The 16005-nt window shown below is 45.0% G+C and carries 16 protein-coding genes and 4 tRNA genes; 4 read left to right on the top strand and 16 right to left on the bottom strand.

Annotated features, from left to right (window positions below; genetic code table 11):
• Nucleotides 1-124 precede the first annotated feature (124 nt).
• From BC351_RS18215 to BC351_RS18230, 4 genes are read right to left on the bottom strand one after another with little or no spacing between them, the layout of a single operon-like run.
• Nucleotides 125-1069 carry a DUF1861 family protein gene (locus BC351_RS18215; RefSeq protein WP_341866005.1) on the bottom strand — a complete coding sequence of 315 codons (945 nt, stop codon included), beginning with the start codon at nucleotides 1067-1069 and terminating at the stop codon, nucleotides 125-127.
• A gap of 19 nt (nucleotides 1070-1088) precedes the next feature.
• On the bottom strand, nucleotides 1089-2168 hold the full coding sequence (locus tag BC351_RS18220; protein WP_079414168.1) for a mannose-1-phosphate guanylyltransferase: 1080 nt from the start codon (nucleotides 2166-2168) through the stop codon (nucleotides 1089-1091).
• Nucleotides 2161-3270 (bottom strand): glycosyltransferase, encoded by a 1110-nt coding sequence (locus BC351_RS18225; RefSeq protein ID WP_079414169.1) that lies wholly within the window; start codon nucleotides 3268-3270, stop codon nucleotides 2161-2163. The genes BC351_RS18220 and BC351_RS18225 overlap by 8 nt, the downstream gene beginning before the upstream one ends.
• Nucleotides 3270-4451, bottom strand: coding sequence for a glycosyltransferase family 4 protein (locus BC351_RS18230; RefSeq protein WP_079414170.1), 1182 nt, complete (start codon nucleotides 4449-4451; stop codon nucleotides 3270-3272). The genes BC351_RS18225 and BC351_RS18230 overlap by 1 nt, the downstream gene beginning before the upstream one ends.
• Before the next feature lie 349 nt (nucleotides 4452-4800).
• On the opposite strand from BC351_RS18230, the gene BC351_RS18235 reads away from it, so the two are divergent.
• Nucleotides 4801-5379, top strand: coding sequence for a 50S ribosomal protein L25 (locus tag BC351_RS18235; RefSeq protein WP_079414171.1), 579 nt, complete (start codon nucleotides 4801-4803; stop codon nucleotides 5377-5379).
• Nucleotides 5380-5420: 41 nt separating this feature from the next.
• Here the strand turns inward: BC351_RS18235 and BC351_RS18240 are convergent, their stop codons facing one another.
• The 6 genes from BC351_RS18240 to BC351_RS18265 all read right to left on the bottom strand — a co-directional run bounded on the left by BC351_RS18240 (nucleotide 5421) and on the right by BC351_RS18265 (nucleotide 10161).
• Nucleotides 5421-5654: a helix-turn-helix domain-containing protein gene (locus BC351_RS18240; RefSeq protein ID WP_079414172.1), complete on the bottom strand. Its 234-nt coding sequence runs from the start codon at nucleotides 5652-5654 to the stop codon at nucleotides 5421-5423.
• 100 nt (nucleotides 5655-5754) lie between these two features.
• Complete coding sequence (locus BC351_RS18245) at nucleotides 5755-6123, bottom strand: response regulator (RefSeq protein ID WP_079414173.1); 369 nt, start codon at nucleotides 6121-6123, stop codon at nucleotides 5755-5757.
• Nucleotides 6116-7864, bottom strand: a complete 1749-nt coding sequence (locus BC351_RS18250; protein WP_158082131.1) for an ATP-binding response regulator — start codon at nucleotides 7862-7864, stop codon at nucleotides 6116-6118. Before BC351_RS18250 ends, BC351_RS18245 begins: the two co-directional genes overlap by 8 nt.
• On the bottom strand, nucleotides 7861-8409 hold the full coding sequence (locus BC351_RS18255) for a heme NO-binding domain-containing protein (RefSeq protein ID WP_079414175.1): 549 nt from the start codon (nucleotides 8407-8409) through the stop codon (nucleotides 7861-7863). Before BC351_RS18255 ends, BC351_RS18250 begins: the two co-directional genes overlap by 4 nt.
• A gap of 24 nt (nucleotides 8410-8433) precedes the next feature.
• Entirely contained in the window at nucleotides 8434-9474 is a 1041-nt protein-coding gene (locus tag BC351_RS18260) for an HD-GYP domain-containing protein (RefSeq protein ID WP_079414176.1), read from the bottom strand.
• Between the two features lie 171 nt (nucleotides 9475-9645).
• Nucleotides 9646-10161 carry a hypothetical protein gene (locus BC351_RS18265; protein WP_079414177.1) on the bottom strand — a complete coding sequence of 172 codons (516 nt, stop codon included), beginning with the start codon at nucleotides 10159-10161 and terminating at the stop codon, nucleotides 9646-9648.
• A gap of 505 nt (nucleotides 10162-10666) precedes the next feature.
• Here BC351_RS18265 and BC351_RS18270 point away from each other — a divergent pair.
• Nucleotides 10667-11536: an Rpn family recombination-promoting nuclease/putative transposase gene (locus BC351_RS18270; protein ID WP_079414178.1), complete on the top strand. Its 870-nt coding sequence runs from the start codon at nucleotides 10667-10669 to the stop codon at nucleotides 11534-11536.
• 120 nt (nucleotides 11537-11656) lie between these two features.
• Here BC351_RS18270 and BC351_RS18275 read toward each other — a convergent pair.
• Both BC351_RS18275 and BC351_RS18280 read right to left on the bottom strand, forming a co-directional pair.
• A tRNA-Leu gene (locus BC351_RS18275) sits at nucleotides 11657-11738 on the bottom strand.
• 15 nt (nucleotides 11739-11753) lie between these two features.
• Nucleotides 11754-11825: transfer RNA gene (locus tag BC351_RS18280), tRNA-Glu, on the bottom strand.
• A gap of 149 nt (nucleotides 11826-11974) precedes the next feature.
• On the opposite strand from BC351_RS18280, the gene corA reads away from it, so the two are divergent.
• Nucleotides 11975-12904: a magnesium/cobalt transporter CorA gene (gene corA, locus BC351_RS18285; RefSeq protein WP_079414179.1), complete on the top strand. Its 930-nt coding sequence runs from the start codon at nucleotides 11975-11977 to the stop codon at nucleotides 12902-12904.
• 54 nt (nucleotides 12905-12958) lie between these two features.
• On the opposite strand, the gene BC351_RS18290 is transcribed toward corA, so the two are convergent.
• From BC351_RS18290 to BC351_RS18305, 4 genes are all read right to left on the bottom strand, one after another.
• Nucleotides 12959-14701: a methyl-accepting chemotaxis protein gene (locus tag BC351_RS18290; RefSeq protein ID WP_079414180.1), complete on the bottom strand. Its 1743-nt coding sequence runs from the start codon at nucleotides 14699-14701 to the stop codon at nucleotides 12959-12961.
• 150 nt (nucleotides 14702-14851) lie between these two features.
• Nucleotides 14852-14940, bottom strand: a tRNA-Ser gene (locus BC351_RS18295).
• Between the two features lie 8 nt (nucleotides 14941-14948).
• Nucleotides 14949-15024 (bottom strand) — tRNA-Asn (locus BC351_RS18300).
• Nucleotides 15025-15046: 22 nt separating this feature from the next.
• Nucleotides 15047-15520, bottom strand: coding sequence for a SprT family protein (locus BC351_RS18305; RefSeq protein WP_079414181.1), 474 nt, complete (start codon nucleotides 15518-15520; stop codon nucleotides 15047-15049).
• A 113-nt stretch (nucleotides 15521-15633) separates the two neighbouring features.
• Between BC351_RS18305 and BC351_RS18310 the strand changes: the two genes are divergently transcribed.
• Nucleotides 15634-15987, top strand: coding sequence for a hydrolase/acyltransferase (locus BC351_RS18310; protein ID WP_079414182.1), 354 nt, complete (start codon nucleotides 15634-15636; stop codon nucleotides 15985-15987).
• The last annotated feature ends 18 nt before the right edge of the window (nucleotides 15988-16005 follow it).

Consider the following 16005-nt stretch of genomic DNA (forward strand, 5'->3'; position numbering starts at 1 on the left):
AGAGGCTGCACCAGAAGGTTGAAGTACCTCAGGTGCAGCCTTTTTTCGAGCAAATCACAAAAAGAGGCTGCTCCCAAGTAGATTTATCTGCTCGAGGGACAACCTCTTCCGCCTAGCGCTTGCATCAAGCCAACTGCTCATACTCCGTAAAAGGATCGGCAATTTCCATATAATGTGCTTCGGTATCGCTGGCACCGACATATAAATCCGCCAGACTGCATGCCTTCCGGACCAAACCTCCGCTGAAGATCACATCGGCAAGATCTGCCCGCTTCGCAGGTCCATCCGGGAAATCGCTGCGGGTTGCAATGATTTTGACCGGCGACTTCTCCCTCGTCCAAGGATTAAGGACGAAGGACATGGCATGATAATGCAGCCGTCCTTCTTCATCCGTATACGATATATGGCCCAGCACGCCAAGATATCCATTTTTGAGCAAATGGATTTCATTGGCTCCGCCCCATTCGTCCTTCAGAAATTGATCGCGGAACAAGGGCGCCTTGATAATGGCTGTTTCCGACAAGTCATCGAAAGAATCGAGGATGCTGAATCCAATGACAGCTCGTGTGCCTTCGATGCCGAACGGCCTCGAAAATACGCCAATCCGTCCATCCGATAATGCCGTCAGCCGGATATCTTTCATGTTCCACGGACCCGAAGCGGCGTGTTTGAGTTCATGCAGGTTCTTCCCTCGGTAAAGCACCGTTTTCCAACCGATGATCGCTCTTTTCGTCACCGAGTCGAAATACAGCTCGACGCCACCGAATATCCATTCGCCATTAATCTGGGTAATGAATGGGTCTTGCAGCTGGTATTTGGGCAGATCCAGCTTAGGTGTCCAGACCTCATCTCGGCATGTAAAGAAGATAATTTCGGATTCCTCTGAATCCCGAGACTCGACCCGGCCTGCGATATAGAGTTCCCCTTCATTCATGAAAGGAGCCGTAATATTGTAGACATCCCGATCGCCGACTCCAGCAAAATGAAGTTTGCGGCCTTTGTGCTGAGCAGGCTGATAGTCCAGCAGTAGTTCTTTGCATGTCTTCGTTTGCCATTCCAATTTCATCATAGGTGACATTCAGCCTCTCTCAGGTGTATTCCAGCATGCCTTTTTCTTTCAACATGGCAACGATTTCCTTGACATCCTGCGCCTTCTCCTTCGAACAGATGAGCAGCGCGTCCTTGGTATCTGCAATAATCAAACCATCAATACCAAGCGTGGTAATTAATCTATCTTCCCCGTAAATAATGGAATTTCGCGTTTCAATCCCAACGTAGTTCGCTTTCACAATATTCCCGTGTTCATCCGGAGGAAAGATAGCCCCGAGCGCATCCCAACTTCCGATATCGTTCCAGCCAAAATCCCCTTCAATTACAACTACCTCGTCGCAGCGCTCCAAGATGCCGTAATCAATTGAAATGTTTTGCAGTGAAGGATAAATGTCGTTAATCATTTCTACTTCCTTGCTTGTGCCCATATAGGCCATCAATGGCAGCATCGTTTTGTAGAGTCTCGGCAAAAATCGCTTGAAATTATCGAGAATGCTGGACGTTTTCCAAATGAACATCCCGCTGTTCCACAAATAGTGACCTGAACTAAGATAGGACTGTGCCTTCACAAAATTTGGCTTTTCTACGAATTCAGCAACCTCATACACGCTGCATGGCTTGCTCATGAAGGCTTCATTATGACAAGAAATATAGCCATAGCCTGTTGACGGAAACGTAGGTTTGATTCCGATCGTCACGAGCTTACCGGTTTCTATCGCAATTTGGCAGGCATGATCCAGCGTCTTCTTGAATTTATCTTCTTCGGTAATGTGATGATCGGAAGGAAAAACGACCATAAGGGAATCGCCATGATGCTTTTCAATAAATAAGGCAGCGAGAAGAATGCTTGCCGCTGTATTTTTGGCCACAGGCTCCGCCAAAATATTGCCGGGTTGGACACTCGTGTGCATGATGCTTTCCAGCAAAACAGCTTGGGATCGATTCGTAACTACGATCGTATTCTCCATAGGGATCACCCCATTGAACCGCTGAATCGTATCATTGAGCATAATATCATTGCCGCTGATATTCAGCAGCTGCTTGGGCAGCTCCTGCCTGGAAAGCGGCCAGAAGCGGGTTCCCCCGCCGCCGGCAAGTATCGTTGCGAATTTATTCATGCTGCATCACCAGCTTAGCCATACAGTAGGAGACGATATTTTCAGAGCCTTGGTTGAGATTCAAGCCGGAGGCATGAATGCCATCGAAGCAGGCCCCCGTCTGAGCATCAATCAATGATTCTTGACGTGAGTTGCGTCCGTGGAACCAGTCATAGCAAAGCGACGCTTTGGCGTAATAAGTGGGCTCTCTTAATACCTTGTAAGCTTCCATACAAGCTAGCAGCATCTCGCATGCCTCGATTGGCTGCTCGTCAAATCTAGCTGCATCTTGACCTCTCGTCAGCCAGCCATGACTTCCAATCGGCTTGAAATAACCTTCCTGAGCGAAGGTGATGGAAGCCAAATAATCCAAGCTTTCCTTGGCTGTTAATCGAAATTGCTCCGTGTGCTGCAACAGCGATGTAAGCTGCGAGGCCTTGAAAAGCGCCCAAGGCAGCATCGCATTGCCATAGGTTATACTGTCCTCAAACCACAGCCAGCCATCGCCTTTATTCGCTTGATACTGGGTATGCAGCCGCATTGCCAGCTCCTCCACTAAGGAAGCTATTTGCGCTTGCGGAAGAAACGCGGGATCTTCTTGCTCCATGCCTGGATAAGGAAACTTATAGGTTAAAGCTTGCGGCGTTTCGAGCATATACGTCAAGCCAATCATCGCATAGGCCATGGCCCGCGGAGACGTTAAGCTCTTCACATGCGAGAGTGCCTGATTGATCATATATCGGCAAGTATTTTGAATATTATCCGGTACAGATGCTTCCGACAGGGTAAATCCGAGCGCCCATAGACAACGCCCCAGACAATCCTCCGAGCCTACCTGCTCAATAAATACACGCTGATAATCCATGAAATTCCGAAAGCTGCCATCCTCATTTTGCGCATGATAAAGAAAGGACGAATAAATCGAAATTAGATTTAGCGTCTTGTTATCCTGACTGTTCTTGAACAGCATAACGGCAGCGATCAGAGCCCTCGCGTTGTCGTCGGACGTGTACCCCTTGGAACGATCAGGGATGCCAAATTTCGTATGCTGAAAGATGCCCGTATCATCCGTTAAGCGATGCAAATAATCCGCTGTGAACGGCTTGACCGCCAGCTTCCCCATCAAACCGCACTCCCTTTGATCACAATCCGGCTCGCGATTGTATCACGAAACAGCGCTGCATAAGACTTGGCAACTTCACTCCACATCATCGTACTTCCAAGCGCTTGTGTTCTGTTCTCCATCTCCAGCTGCAAATCCGGATGGTCCAGAACATTCACGATGTGCTGCTCGAGCGAGGCTGAATCATAGAAATTGCCCAGCAGTCCGCGGCCGTCTGCCAACATTTCCACCGCATAGCGGTAGGGGGTGGAGATAATAACTCTGCCATAACCGATACCATAGGCTAGCGTTCCGCTTACAGCTTGATCCTTGCCCAGATAAGGAGTCATATAGATATCGGATAAGACCAGGGATTCAACAACTTCCTCCTGTGTCAAAAGCTTATCTACAAAAGTCACATGCGCCTCGAGTCCAAGCTTCGACACTAAATCCATCAGCTTCTCTCTATAGACTTCTCCAACTTCCTGCTGCACGACTGGATGCGTTTTGCCCCAAATGATATATAGTGCTTCAGGATGTTTTGCGACAACTCCTCTCATCGCTTCAATAGCGTATTCAATCCCTTTGCCCGGGCTCAAAAATCCGAAAGTCGATAGAATCTGTCTGTTCCTATACCCATACCGGTCTTTCAGTTCATCTCTTGAGGCCGTCTCCACGAAAGGAACACCATGATGAAACATCGTGATCTTCACGTTTTCGATGCCATAGACGTCCTGCAAATCCTGCACTTTATTTTGCACCATCGTAATCACTCTAAAGCTTAGCTCGGCAAGCCGCTTCATGATCAAGCGCTGTTTATCACTAGGTTCCGATAGAACCGTGTGGAAAATGACAACGAATGGAATCTTTAATTTCTCAGCCAGATCCAGCACATACTCGCCGCTTTCCCCGCCATAAATCCCAAACTCGTGCTGAATGACAAGCAAATCGATGTCAGAACGATTCAAATCCAGTGCTGTCTTGCTGTAATCTGCTCGTTGATGCTGGCTGATTTGTCCCATTACCTGGTTGCCATACACATACGACTTGTTATTGTTAACCGCAATCATACGGGGTGAATTAAAATCATGAATCCGTTCAATTTCGTTCATCAAATCCTGTGAAAATGTAGCTAACCCACACTCTCTCGGCAAGCTTGTTCCCAAAAAAGCGATATTGCGTTTAATGGATTTTAAAGTCATTGAAATTCCTCCTATTTTTTATAAATTATTACAAATGAGTACGAAAAAAAGAAATAAAGATCACTTTATTTCCTACGTAAATCGCTATCCAGTTAACTTCCCTAGCTCTTGCCATTCCGCTCCTATCTGCTGCTTAAACCTTAGCACGACCCCATTTTCTTGTCAATGCGGGCTCGATAAACGTGCATGCCGTTTGACAAGCGTGAAACTTGTGATAAAATTAACATATGACAAGAAAATATGGTCATTCCCTCGGCTGATTAAACATGATATGGTTAATCGGTCTTTTATTTGTATGTAAGACAGCAAACAAGCATGATCTTTCCCCATTCGATTAGGAGGCAACACAATGATGAGCAATTCTATCCAGTTAAGCGAACGGGACCAACTAAGCAAGTCGCAAATGAATGTATTGAGAAAACAGGGTCAGGTTCCAGCCGTTGTTTATGGTACTGACGTTGGCAGTATCTCGGTTACGGTAAGCGAAAAGGACATCCTTTCCACCTTGAAACGGAATCCCCGCGCTATTCTTCATGCGGCTATTCCACAAAACGGCAACAAGCCTGTTCTCATTCAAAATGTTCAAAGAGATCCCCTTTCCAACAAGATAGTTCACGTCGATTTCTATCAACTGAATATGAATATAAGCATGGATTCGAAAGTTACCATTCATTTCTCTGGTGAGCCTGTAGGCGTCAAAGAGGGGGGAATTCTTCAAGTAGAGTTGTACGAAGTTCAAGTTCGCTGCATGCCTGATAAGCTGCTTAGCGCTTTTGAAGTTGATATTAGCGGACTAGGTATTGGCGATCATCTGCTAGTTTCTGATCTTTCCTTTCACGAAGGAATTGAAGTGCTGTCCGACGCCACTGCCATGCTAGTGAAAATCTCGCATGCCCACGCAGAAGAACCAGTCGTCGTTCCGGCCTAAATAAAAAATAGGAATCCTACACATTGTGCAGGGTTCCCTTTTTAATTGGAATGGTCTTCCTCTCCATAATCGACAACGATCAGCTGCCCTGGAGTCACCTTAAAATACTTGCAAAGCCGCCATATCAAGTCCCTCGGATACTGAACCATCTCGTCTTTATACATCTTTCGAACCGAATCAAAATGGTAGTCAATATCTTTGGCCAGCTGACGAATCGATAGCTTAGGATCTTTTTCTCTCATCATTTCTTTCAGGTTACTATGAACCCCCGGCATACCTACACCTCAATTTAATCAACAGAGCATCTTTTAAGATAATAGCCTGATTGACTGGGCTTGTCTAGAGTTCCGTGTATCATTGACCCTTCAGGTGCATTTATATTTCTTTTAAATACCCCTGTATTTTGCCTAATAACCGCTCCCACTCAACCGGCTTCGTATCGAAGTCATCACAGCCTACTTCAAACGCCTTATCCCGATCGCTGGACATGGCATGGGCAGTTAAAGCAATGACAGGTATATGCTTCGTCTCCTGCAGCTCTTTCAGTTGGCGGGTCGCACCCCAGCCATCCAAGACCGGCAGGCTCATATCCATTAAGATGAGATCCGGGCACTCCGACTTCGCCGAATCAATGCCTTGCTGTCCATCAACAGCTATAACCACTTGATATCCTTTGCGCAATAAACGGCGCGATAACATATCACGATTCATCTCGTTATCTTCGACTAGAAGTATTTTATACATCGCCCGATTCCTCTTGACCCGAAGTATGCGATTGGGGCTTCACGATCTGCTCAATAGCAGCGCTGGCAATCAAATGAGAAATTTCCTGCAAAAAGTCTTCCCGTCGAAGGCTCCCTTTTTGCACAATATTTTTCACGAATCCGTTTAATCGCAACCGATCCTCTTCCGTAATATTTTTGGCGGTAACGACCACAACCGGTATGGAGCGCCATTCCTCGCGTTTACGCAATTCGGTCACAAACTCAAATCCGTCCATCGTTGGCATCATTAAATCAAGCAAGATCAATTGCGGCAGCGCTTGCCTCACGCATTCCAACGCTTGCTGCCCATTCTCTGCTCTAGCAACGCGATAGCCTTCTTTCTCCAGCATTCTGGTCATCATTTGGCTGGTCGCCAAATCATCTTCAATAACCAGAACCGAATTGGAATGCCGCTCAGATATATACTTATCCAAAATATAAATCAAGCGCTCGCGATAAATCGGCTTGGTCAGAAATTCAGAGGCGCCCAGCGCGTAACCCAGATTCTTATCGTCTGTCATCGAGATAATAACAACGGGAATGTTCGCCAGCTCAGGATCGTTCTTCAGCATGGCTAATACGTTCCATCCATCCATTCCGGGCATTAACACATCAAGTGAAATGACGTCGGGATGCAGCTCCTTGGCCAACCTGATCCCTTCTTGACCGGTTGTGGCAAGGGCAACCTTCCATTCCTCTTTGCTAAGATAACGCTTCATCAATTGAAGCATAGCTGGATCATCGTCAATCACCAACACCGTGCTGGAACCTTTCGACTTTCCATCCGGACTTTCCATCAAAGAGGCGTTTGCACCAGAGCGATGCTGATCTACGAGTGGCAGCCAAATGGAGAACGTTGTCCCTACCCCGTATTCACTGTTAACCGTGATTTTCCCGCCCATGATTTGGCACAGTCTTTGACTAATAGCCAGACCTAGCCCCGTTCCGCCATATTTCCTTGTAGTCGAAGAATCGGCTTGCTTGAACGCTTGAAACAGTTGTCCGATTTGATCAGCTGTCATACCGATTCCTGTATCTTTCACACGGAATTCAACCCCAGGCACCTCGTTTTCCATCACATAAGCAGCAGAAAACCAGATTGTCCCCTCTTTGGTGAACTTGCCCGCATTGCTGAGCACATTGTACAAGATCTGTCTAAGCTTGGTAAGGTCCGTCTTCATCGTGCCTTCAGGGTAGTCAACTTCCACACGATTCTTGTTTGTCTCTATCAAAGGGTGTACGGTTGTCACAACATCATGAAACATTGTAGGAATGTCACACATCTCCAGATAGAGCTCAAGCTTGCCTGCTTCAATTTTAGACAGATCCAAAATATCGTTAATAAGCGCAAGAAGATGCCTGCCTGCCGTGTTAATTTTATCAAGGTCATCCGAAAAGCTTTGCTCGCCCAGCTCGTCAGCTTCTTCCTTCAGCATCTCACTGTAACCGATGATCGCATTGAGCGGAGTACGAAGCTCATGGCTCATATTGGCCAGAAATTGGCTTTTGATTTGATTGGCTTCAACGGCTTCATCACGAGCTCTGGATAGCTCTATCGTCCGCTCTTTCACCAATTCCTCCAGTTGATCGTTCAACTGGCGAAGTTCTTGATTCACATAATAGATATCGCGTGTCTTCTGCTCAGCTATTTGTTCAGCTGCTTTGCGTGCTTTTCTCTCGCGTTCCAGCTGTCTACGAAGAACTTCGATATCCTCCATCATAAATCTGACCCCGCTTGTGTTAATACAAAACGGGCAGAGCTTCCATCTGACAAATTTTCTCTCTGAATGTTGATCTTTTCTCCATAATGGGCAATGCATCCGATAATCAGGCCTTCTGCCAGATCTGCGAACGGTCTTGAAGATTGATAGGTCATCACTAATGTGCCTGGGATAGAGGCGTCATACTGAAAAGCTGGCAATTCTGCATCTGGATACAGCTTGCGCACCTCAACATGAATATAACTATCAACCTTTTGCAAAAACTCAAAGACTGAGCTATTTTGCTCCATAAAATAGGGATGCATATCCAGCAGTTGACTAAATAAATATTCACCAAAAGTTCGTACCAAGTCGGCCACAGGTATGTTCGTACGCCCGCTTAGCTCGATGACAAGCTTGATAATTTCATTGTGGTCATACGTACCCACCGTTGTGTAGCTGCCGCCTGATGGCAGCGCAGATGCTTCAATAATGTCATCCGCGATTTTCAAAGAAAATTTACTCTCTACCATTTCAAGAAAAGCCGTAAAAACCATACCTTTCATGCAGGAACACCTTCCTATCTCCGCTTATTGTTTATCGTTCATTTGCACAACACCCATGAAAGCATCAACAACGCGAGGATCGAAATGACTCCCGCTCTGCTTCCTAATTTCATCCAATGCTTCTTCTCGAGTCCAAGCTCGCTTATAAGGACGTACATGTGTTAACGCATCAAAAAAGTCCGCAATGGCCACGATCCTGCCAGCCAAAGGAATCTCTTCTCCGCTTAAACCGTTCGGATATCCTGTACCATCCCACTTCTCATGGTGAGTTAAAGCGATTGTTCTCGCTAAATTCAGAACCGGGAATAAGCTCCCTTCCAGGATATTGGCTCCGATCTTGGTGTGCATTTTCATTTGTTCAAACTCATCTGGTGTAAACCTGCCTGGCTTCAATAAAATATCATCCGGGATGCCAATCTTCCCGATATCATGAAAAGGGGTGGCACGCTCAATAAGTTCAACTTCATGCTCAGATAATTCAAGAACAGAAGCAATTTGTCCTGCTAATTGCGCAACTCGCTGTGTATGCTGACCCGTTGCATCGTCGCGGTATTCCGAGGTACGCCCCAGTACTTGGAGAATTTCAAACTTGGCTTGCTTAAGCTCTTTGGTGCGTTCTTTTACTCTTTTTTCCAAATGTTGATTTTGATCCTGCAGCTGGAGATGATAATATCTCGTTCTTAATAAATTTTGGATACGCAGCACAACTTCCGTTCTGTCAAAAGGCTTGGTAATGAAATCATTGGCGCCCTCATGAAGAACTCTTTTCTTCGCTTCCTGCGTAACATCCGCCGTCAGAATGAGAACCGGCAAATAATCGCCTTCCCGTTTCAGTCCTTTTAAAACTTCCAAGGCTTTATATCCGTCCATCTCTGGCATATGTAAATCTAGCAATATAATATCCGGTTGATGTTCCTGATAAAGAGCTTCCAATTGCTTGGGCTCCATCGTACTTACTAGATTAGCAAAACCTGCGTGGCGAAGAATCCGCTCCAGCAAGCTAATATTGAATTCCTGATCATCTATGATCAGAAATTTAGCGCCTTTTAACCATAATTCATCCATTGCTCTGCCTCACTCATCTTTGATACTTCCATTATATTGGATTCATCGGCATTTTTCGACATTCACGCAATAGAAAAAGAGCTGTCTCAACGTAGATAGATCTACTGGCAGCTCCTTGTTCTGTTTTCACAAGAAGCGCATCCGAGCATAATGCCTGGGCGCTTTATTGTCCTAACAAAAAATTACAGTGTCAATTAATCCTAGTGGCAGATTTATTTCAAAAAAGTTCACACCATCGATGGTTATAAAACCATTCGCATAATTTGTATGAACTTGTTGGACAAAAAAGATTGCGAATAGGGGAGGCGTCATACCAAAAGGCACGACCAGATCAATGTTAGCCCATTTACCGAAACAAGGTATTAGTTCAGTTGCACCTACACGCTCCTCCTCTCTATAGATTTGGCTGCCAGGCAAGTATATTGGTTTACCAGCTTTTTTATCTGCAATAATCTGATGCGCTTGTTGAAGCGTCAGTGATTTCAAATAATTATGGTTGGCAACTATTGATTGCGGGGGATAGCTTGGCGGCGTTACCTTTTTGGCTCCTTGAAGGAAATGTGGCAGGCCAGCATAATGTTGTGGTCCTACTGGGAACTGCTGCGGTCCTACAGGTGGATGGAAGATGGGCTGTCGGTAGTCGCATGCCGGTGTTACGAGATAATATTGCGGGTATGTGTAATACATTTGGCTAAAACCTCCTGAGTTTTAAAGTCTCAATGCATAATACACAAACGTTATTAGGAGAGTGCCTGTATAAATAGAAATATATTCCTTTTATAGTGTGACATTGTAAAAATAAAAATGACTACCCACGATGCACACGCGGTAGTCTTGACAGTTACTTATTTTCAAAAAATATATTGAGTTTCAATATTAAGTATTTTTTTCCTTATAGATACGTCCAATAATTTAAATACAGAGAATAATAAAAACACTTTCGCCTAATCTTAATTTCTTGGAAATAATATCTTTGAACATAACTTGATTTCTTATCGTCAATAAGACGCCTCCTATCAGCAAAGAAATTGTAGTCATATATACAAAAATGTTTTCAGATAAAATATAAAACCAGAGTGGACTATTCAATGAGAATTGGTCTTTTTCACCTTTGAGGTATAGGCATGAATGCCTGTTACAAAAGCAACAGAATGCATGATATAATTTTTGTATAAGATAGGAGATGATGACGATGGAATTACTTGATCCTCGTAATGATTTTATTTTTAAAAGGATATTTGGAAGCGAAAGCAACAAAGACGTGTTGCTAGCATTTCTTAATAGTACCTTCGTAGAATCTGGCGAACAACCACTAACCGAAATCATTTTGATGAATACATATACCGATAAAGATGCTCCCCACGAAAAACAATCCATCCTCGACATCAAGGCGAAGACGAGTGAAGGTAAGCTCATTAACATCGAGATGCAGTTGTTTAATCCGTATAATATGGAAAAGCGAAGTCTGTTCTATTGGAGCAATATGTATTACCATCAAATTAAGGAAGGCGTCAACTATAGTGATCTAAAAAAATGTGTGACCATCAATATTTTAAACTATTCGTGTCTACCGAATGATCGGTATCATAACGTTTTTCATCTTCGTGAAGATCATACAGGACTTCCGTTTATTGACGATATCGAAATACATGTGATGGAATTACCGAAGCTGGAGGAACATGCGGTTACAGTAGGCGGCGGGTTGGTGAACTGGTTACTGTTTTTAAGAGGCGTGAATCCAAACCAATGGGAGGCGTTAACGGTGAATGAACCAATGCTGAAAAAAGCAATGACTACGTTAGAGTTTCTCAGTCAAGATGCTCAAACTCGAATGGAATACGAAGCACGACTAAAATTTCTGCGTGATGAAGCGTCCAGAGTCGAAGGAGCTAAGGCAGAGGGACTCGCTGCAGGTATCGCCAAGGGTATAGAAGAAGGTATCATCCAAGAAAAGTTGCAAACAGCACAGCGACTTCTTGCCCGTGGTGACGATGTAGCTACTGTAGCAGATATAACGGGGCTTTCTGAGGAAGAGATCAGATCGTTAAAAAAATATTTTTGAACAATTCTTGACCATTTGGCTGGAATTGATCTCTTTTAACCCTTTGCAAAGTTAAGTACAAAAGCCTAAAAAAGCGAAAAACCCCTGATAGACAAGGGTTTCAGCGTTTTAAAACTGGGATGCGGTCGGAGGGATTTGAACCCTCACGCCTTGTGAGCGCCACCCCCTCAAGATGGTGTGTCTGCCGTTCCACCACGACCGCGAGGTATGAAGAAAATGACCCGTAGGGGACTCGAACCCCTGTTACCTCCGTGAAAGGGAGGTGTCTTAACCACTTGACCAACGGGCCACGATTGTCATGAAGCTAATGCAGCCCATTTTGACGACAATTGTTATTATAATGGATTCTTCCTAAGTTGACAAGCACAAAATCTGGAACATCATAAGCCACTTATGGTATGCTGAGACCATTCCATCTACGCGAGGTGCTTGTCCTTCATGCTCATTTATGAATCTACTCATGGCACGGTCCGTGAGGAAGCCGTACGCGTCCCCAAGAAAGATGAAGTCGCTTGGATACGTATGGAGAATTCTTCGCCTGACGAAATCAAACATGTCCTTGGGGACCTCTATAAATGCCATCCTCTGCTGATCGAGGACGCGATTAAACTTAATCAAAGACCGAAGATGGATACCTATAAAGACCATATTTTCCTTACCTTCTTCGCCGTTTCCGAGGAGCTGGAGCCCCGCGAAATTGGGATCGTCATCGGAGCTAACTTCGTAATAACCGTCTACAAGGGCGCTCTCCCATTTCTGGATCAGCTTTATCAAACCTGCCAAGAGCTCGAGGAACGATTAAGTCATCCTGGGTCCATTCTCCATGCGATTCTTGATCGCTGTGTCGATGATTATTCGGCCGTTGTTGACCATTTTGATGAACGTTTGGACCATATGGAACAGGCTGTGTATCTCAATCCAAGCATCCGAATCGCACAAGATATATTCCAGCTCAAAAGATCCATGCATCAGCTGCGTCGCGTTATCGCGGAGGAAAGAATTACGCTGTCAGCTATCGCCCATCATTCTTTCCCCTATACGCGAGAAGATGACAATGTGTACTTCTTAGATATTATGGACCATATTTCTCGCGTCGTGGATTCTTTGGACATCTTTCGGGAATCGCTAACTGGACTTCTGGAGCTCCAAATGAGCATGAAGTCTGACCGGATGAATGAGATTATGAAGACATTAACGATCTTTAGCACGATTTTTCTCCCACTAACCTTTATCGTTGGATTATATGGCATGAATTTCAAAGACATCCCCGAGCTGCAATGGGACAACGGATACTTGTACGTGTGGATTCTGATGATCCTCATTGGTGTATGCATGTGGTACTTCTTTAAGCGCAAGCGTTGGTTCTAACGAACGAAAGGCACTGCTGCTTTAACCCAGCATGTGCCTTTTTGATATGAGCTCCTATGCGATTTTGAAATAAGAAACAGACTCGTTCAGCGTATTCACGACGGAGCGAAGCTGCTCGGAGGCAGCAGCGATATTCTGCATCATCGCTAACTGTTGTTCCGTTGCCGCGGCAACGTTTTGGGATTTCGTAAGAATCTGGGTTGTACTGGAAGCCGATTGATCCATCGTAGCCGAAATCTCCTCAGAGCTCGCCGACATTTGCTCCGTAATTGCGGATGTTTCATGAATTTGAGTCACAATCTGCGTGACAGAAGCCATGATGGTATGGAAGCTTTGGTTTACTTCCTGCATCATCGTTGAACCCGATATCGCTTCTTGCTTCGTCGCGTTCATAGACTCAGAGACACTAGTGATCTCGACTCTTGTCTCATGAATGAGCTGATTAATGCCATCTGCCGATTCAATCGACTGTGCTGCCAATTTGCGAATTTCATTGGCTACAACATTGAATCCTTTGCCATGCTCACCTGCTCTGGCCGCCTCAATAGAAGCATTCAGCGACAACAGATTCGTTTGATTCGCGAACGTCGTAATGCTCGAGGCAATTAGCCCGATTTGATCGGACTTACGCGTTAAGGAAAGCACCGTTTGGGAAAGCTGCTCCACGGATGCAACCATATTCGCAATTTGCTGTTGAAGCTTGTTAAGCAAGTCATTGCCCAGAGTGGCATGCGTAGAAGTGAGCGAGGAATGATCCGCCATCACGCTTGAATTCTCAGCAACCCGTTGAATCCCAATCGCCATCTCCTCGATAGCTCTGCTCGTTTCTTCGCTGCTTCTTGCTTGCACTTCCACATCATGCGTCATTTCTTGGATGTTGGTTGCTACATGCTCAGCAGCCGACGCAGATTCCTTGGAGCTATCCGAAAGCTCAACAGAGGCGTCCTGAACGAACTGTGTGTTGTGAGCAATCGTACCAATCAACCCTTTTATTTTCAAAACCATCGTGTCGACCGACTCCGTAATTTTCCCAAGCTCATCCTTGGCATATTTGGTCTTAGCCTCATGGCGAAGATCTCCCGCGGCAACTTGACTGGTTACCAGCATGATGGCTTTAACCGTTCTCATAATCGTATTAATCACAATCCCACCCGAAATGGTGAGCACAAGGATAAGCAGTGCAATCGAGATATAGACAGCTTGTTCCGTTTTTGTAATTTGGGACTGGATTTCTTCGATACTTGTCTTGGCGTAATCATCTAAAATCTCGCCGATTTGATTCATACCTTCACGGCCTTTTTCGAACGTAGCTGTCAGCTTGGCATCGTTAATGACCCCTTTGCCAGCAGCTCCCGATTGGACAACGGCATTGGCCTCTTTCACCCACTGGTCAAAATATGTATGAAAGCCATCCACGTTCTGATCAATCGTTGCTTTGGTCTCCGTGTGAGCGACTTGAAGCAAACCCTTCGCTTTCAAAATATCATGAGCTTGGCCAACCCTTGTATTCGTTTGCTCAATATTTTCCGCTAGAACTTTGAGCTGTTTGGTTCTGTCTTCCGCATTTAATGTACCTGAAACTAATAATTGATAAGCCGTTAATGCTTGATACATATCACGATCGGCATTCAAGATAAGGGATGTGCTCTTATCCGTTGTCTCATACAAAGAGGAAGCCAATACTTCCGTATGGGATTTGCTTTGCTGGAGTAGATAAATACTCGTACCTAAATAAAGAATGGAAGGAACTAACACTAATAAAATCAGACGTACTCGAATGGATAATAATTTAGCCAAAGTAGATCCCCCTTATATGATGTAATGTTTACTATAAAAGAAAATCGTTTGATAGATGTTAAACAAGTGTTAGAAATGCATGTATTTGTCTAATAAAAATAAGCCCAACGGCATGAATGCCATTGAGCTTATCATTAGCTAACTATAGGACGGAGAGAGAGGGATTCGAACCCTCGCACCGCTTACGCAGTCTAACCCCTTAGCAGAGGGTCCCCTTATAGCCACTTGGGTATCTCTCCTTGAAATATGGCTCCCCGAACAGGACTCGAACCTGTGACAACTCGATTAACAGTCGAGTGCTCTACCAACTGAGCTATCAGGGAATATGGAACAAGTATTATTTTATTATGAAGGCGGCTGTAAGTCAAGTGTATACGATTTCAACTTCCCTTTGCAGTTGCCGCAGGCGTATTTCCGGACATCCATCTTGCGTTTGCGAAAATATTCCGTTTTACAGTTGACGCACTCCAGCCTGTATTTAAAAGCTTGCTTCTGCGGGGAACGCGGCAGTGAACGACAGAAGCGCGTGCCTCCGACCTGCGCCAGCAAGGTTTTGAAATCATGATCCTTGTGCTGATAGCCTCGCTTCAGTATGTGTAAATGATAATGACAAAGTTCATGCTTAATAATTTTCTCAATTTCATCTCGACCAAATGTTTCCCACTGCATCCAACTGATTTCGATATCATGGGATTTGGTGAAATAGCGCCCTCCCGTTGACCGCAGTCTCCGATTAAACCGCGCCTTGTGGACAAACGGCCTTCCAAACGATGCCAGAGAGATCTGCTCGATCCATTGCTGCAGTTCCTGATCCTCCATGTCTGTGCACTCCTTTGACAAGTTCTCACTTGAATTTGTACCGTATGTACCGCTATACTGTCAAGTAGAAAAGAAGATCGTCAGCTAGCCACAGAAAGGATTGGAACAACCCTATGCCACAAATGCGATATGTCATTCTCAAGCTCGAACAGCAATTGCAATTCGTCGAAATGCCCTCTTCTTACGCTTATCAATTGACTGCCCTTAATCAAAGATTACACAAAGAATTAGACAAATTAACCGCTGACCATGTCCCTCAACTTCCACGTGTGATTGCAGAATGCGATGATTTGGAGTTGGTTGGCGCTGCTCACACCTTAATTCCAGGACTTGATTACATTAATGGTTTGGAACAAACCTTCGCAGGTATCCAGGAGAAATCGTACCCGCTAATCTCTTTATTGACCGAAATCCGTGCGCTGCAAGCTCAACTGGAGCAGTGGTATGAAGAGGAATCGGAAAGTTAAAGTAAAAGCAGCCTACTG

Source organism: Paenibacillus ferrarius, assembly GCF_002027705.1.
Taxonomy (GTDB): domain Bacteria; phylum Bacillota; class Bacilli; order Paenibacillales; family NBRC-103111; genus Paenibacillus_E; species Paenibacillus_E ferrarius.

Coding starts and splice junctions, on each gene's coding strand:
- BC351_RS18215 (WP_341866005.1), bottom strand. CDS start 1,069: ATGATGAAATTGGAATGGCAAACGAAGACATGCAAAGAACTACTGCTG.
- BC351_RS18220 (WP_079414168.1), bottom strand. CDS start 2,168: ATGAATAAATTCGCAACGATACTTGCCGGCGGCGGGGGAACCCGCTTC.
- BC351_RS18225 (WP_079414169.1), bottom strand. CDS start 3,270: ATGGGGAAGCTGGCGGTCAAGCCGTTCACAGCGGATTATTTGCATCGC.
- BC351_RS18230 (WP_079414170.1), bottom strand. CDS start 4,451: ATGACTTTAAAATCCATTAAACGCAATATCGCTTTTTTGGGAACAAGC.
- BC351_RS18235 (WP_079414171.1), top strand. CDS start 4,801: ATGATGAGCAATTCTATCCAGTTAAGCGAACGGGACCAACTAAGCAAG.
- BC351_RS18240 (WP_079414172.1), bottom strand. CDS start 5,654: ATGCCGGGGGTTCATAGTAACCTGAAAGAAATGATGAGAGAAAAAGAT.
- BC351_RS18245 (WP_079414173.1), bottom strand. CDS start 6,123: ATGTATAAAATACTTCTAGTCGAAGATAACGAGATGAATCGTGATATG.
- BC351_RS18250 (WP_158082131.1), bottom strand. CDS start 7,864: ATGATGGAGGATATCGAAGTTCTTCGTAGACAGCTGGAACGCGAGAGA.
- BC351_RS18255 (WP_079414175.1), bottom strand. CDS start 8,409: ATGAAAGGTATGGTTTTTACGGCTTTTCTTGAAATGGTAGAGAGTAAA.
- BC351_RS18260 (WP_079414176.1), bottom strand. CDS start 9,474: ATGGATGAATTATGGTTAAAAGGCGCTAAATTTCTGATCATAGATGAT.
- BC351_RS18265 (WP_079414177.1), bottom strand. CDS start 10,161: ATGTATTACACATACCCGCAATATTATCTCGTAACACCGGCATGCGAC.
- BC351_RS18270 (WP_079414178.1), top strand. CDS start 10,667: ATGGAATTACTTGATCCTCGTAATGATTTTATTTTTAAAAGGATATTT.
- corA (WP_079414179.1), top strand. CDS start 11,975: ATGCTCATTTATGAATCTACTCATGGCACGGTCCGTGAGGAAGCCGTA.
- BC351_RS18305 (WP_079414181.1), bottom strand. CDS start 15,520: ATGGAGGATCAGGAACTGCAGCAATGGATCGAGCAGATCTCTCTGGCA.
- BC351_RS18310 (WP_079414182.1), top strand. CDS start 15,634: ATGCCACAAATGCGATATGTCATTCTCAAGCTCGAACAGCAATTGCAA.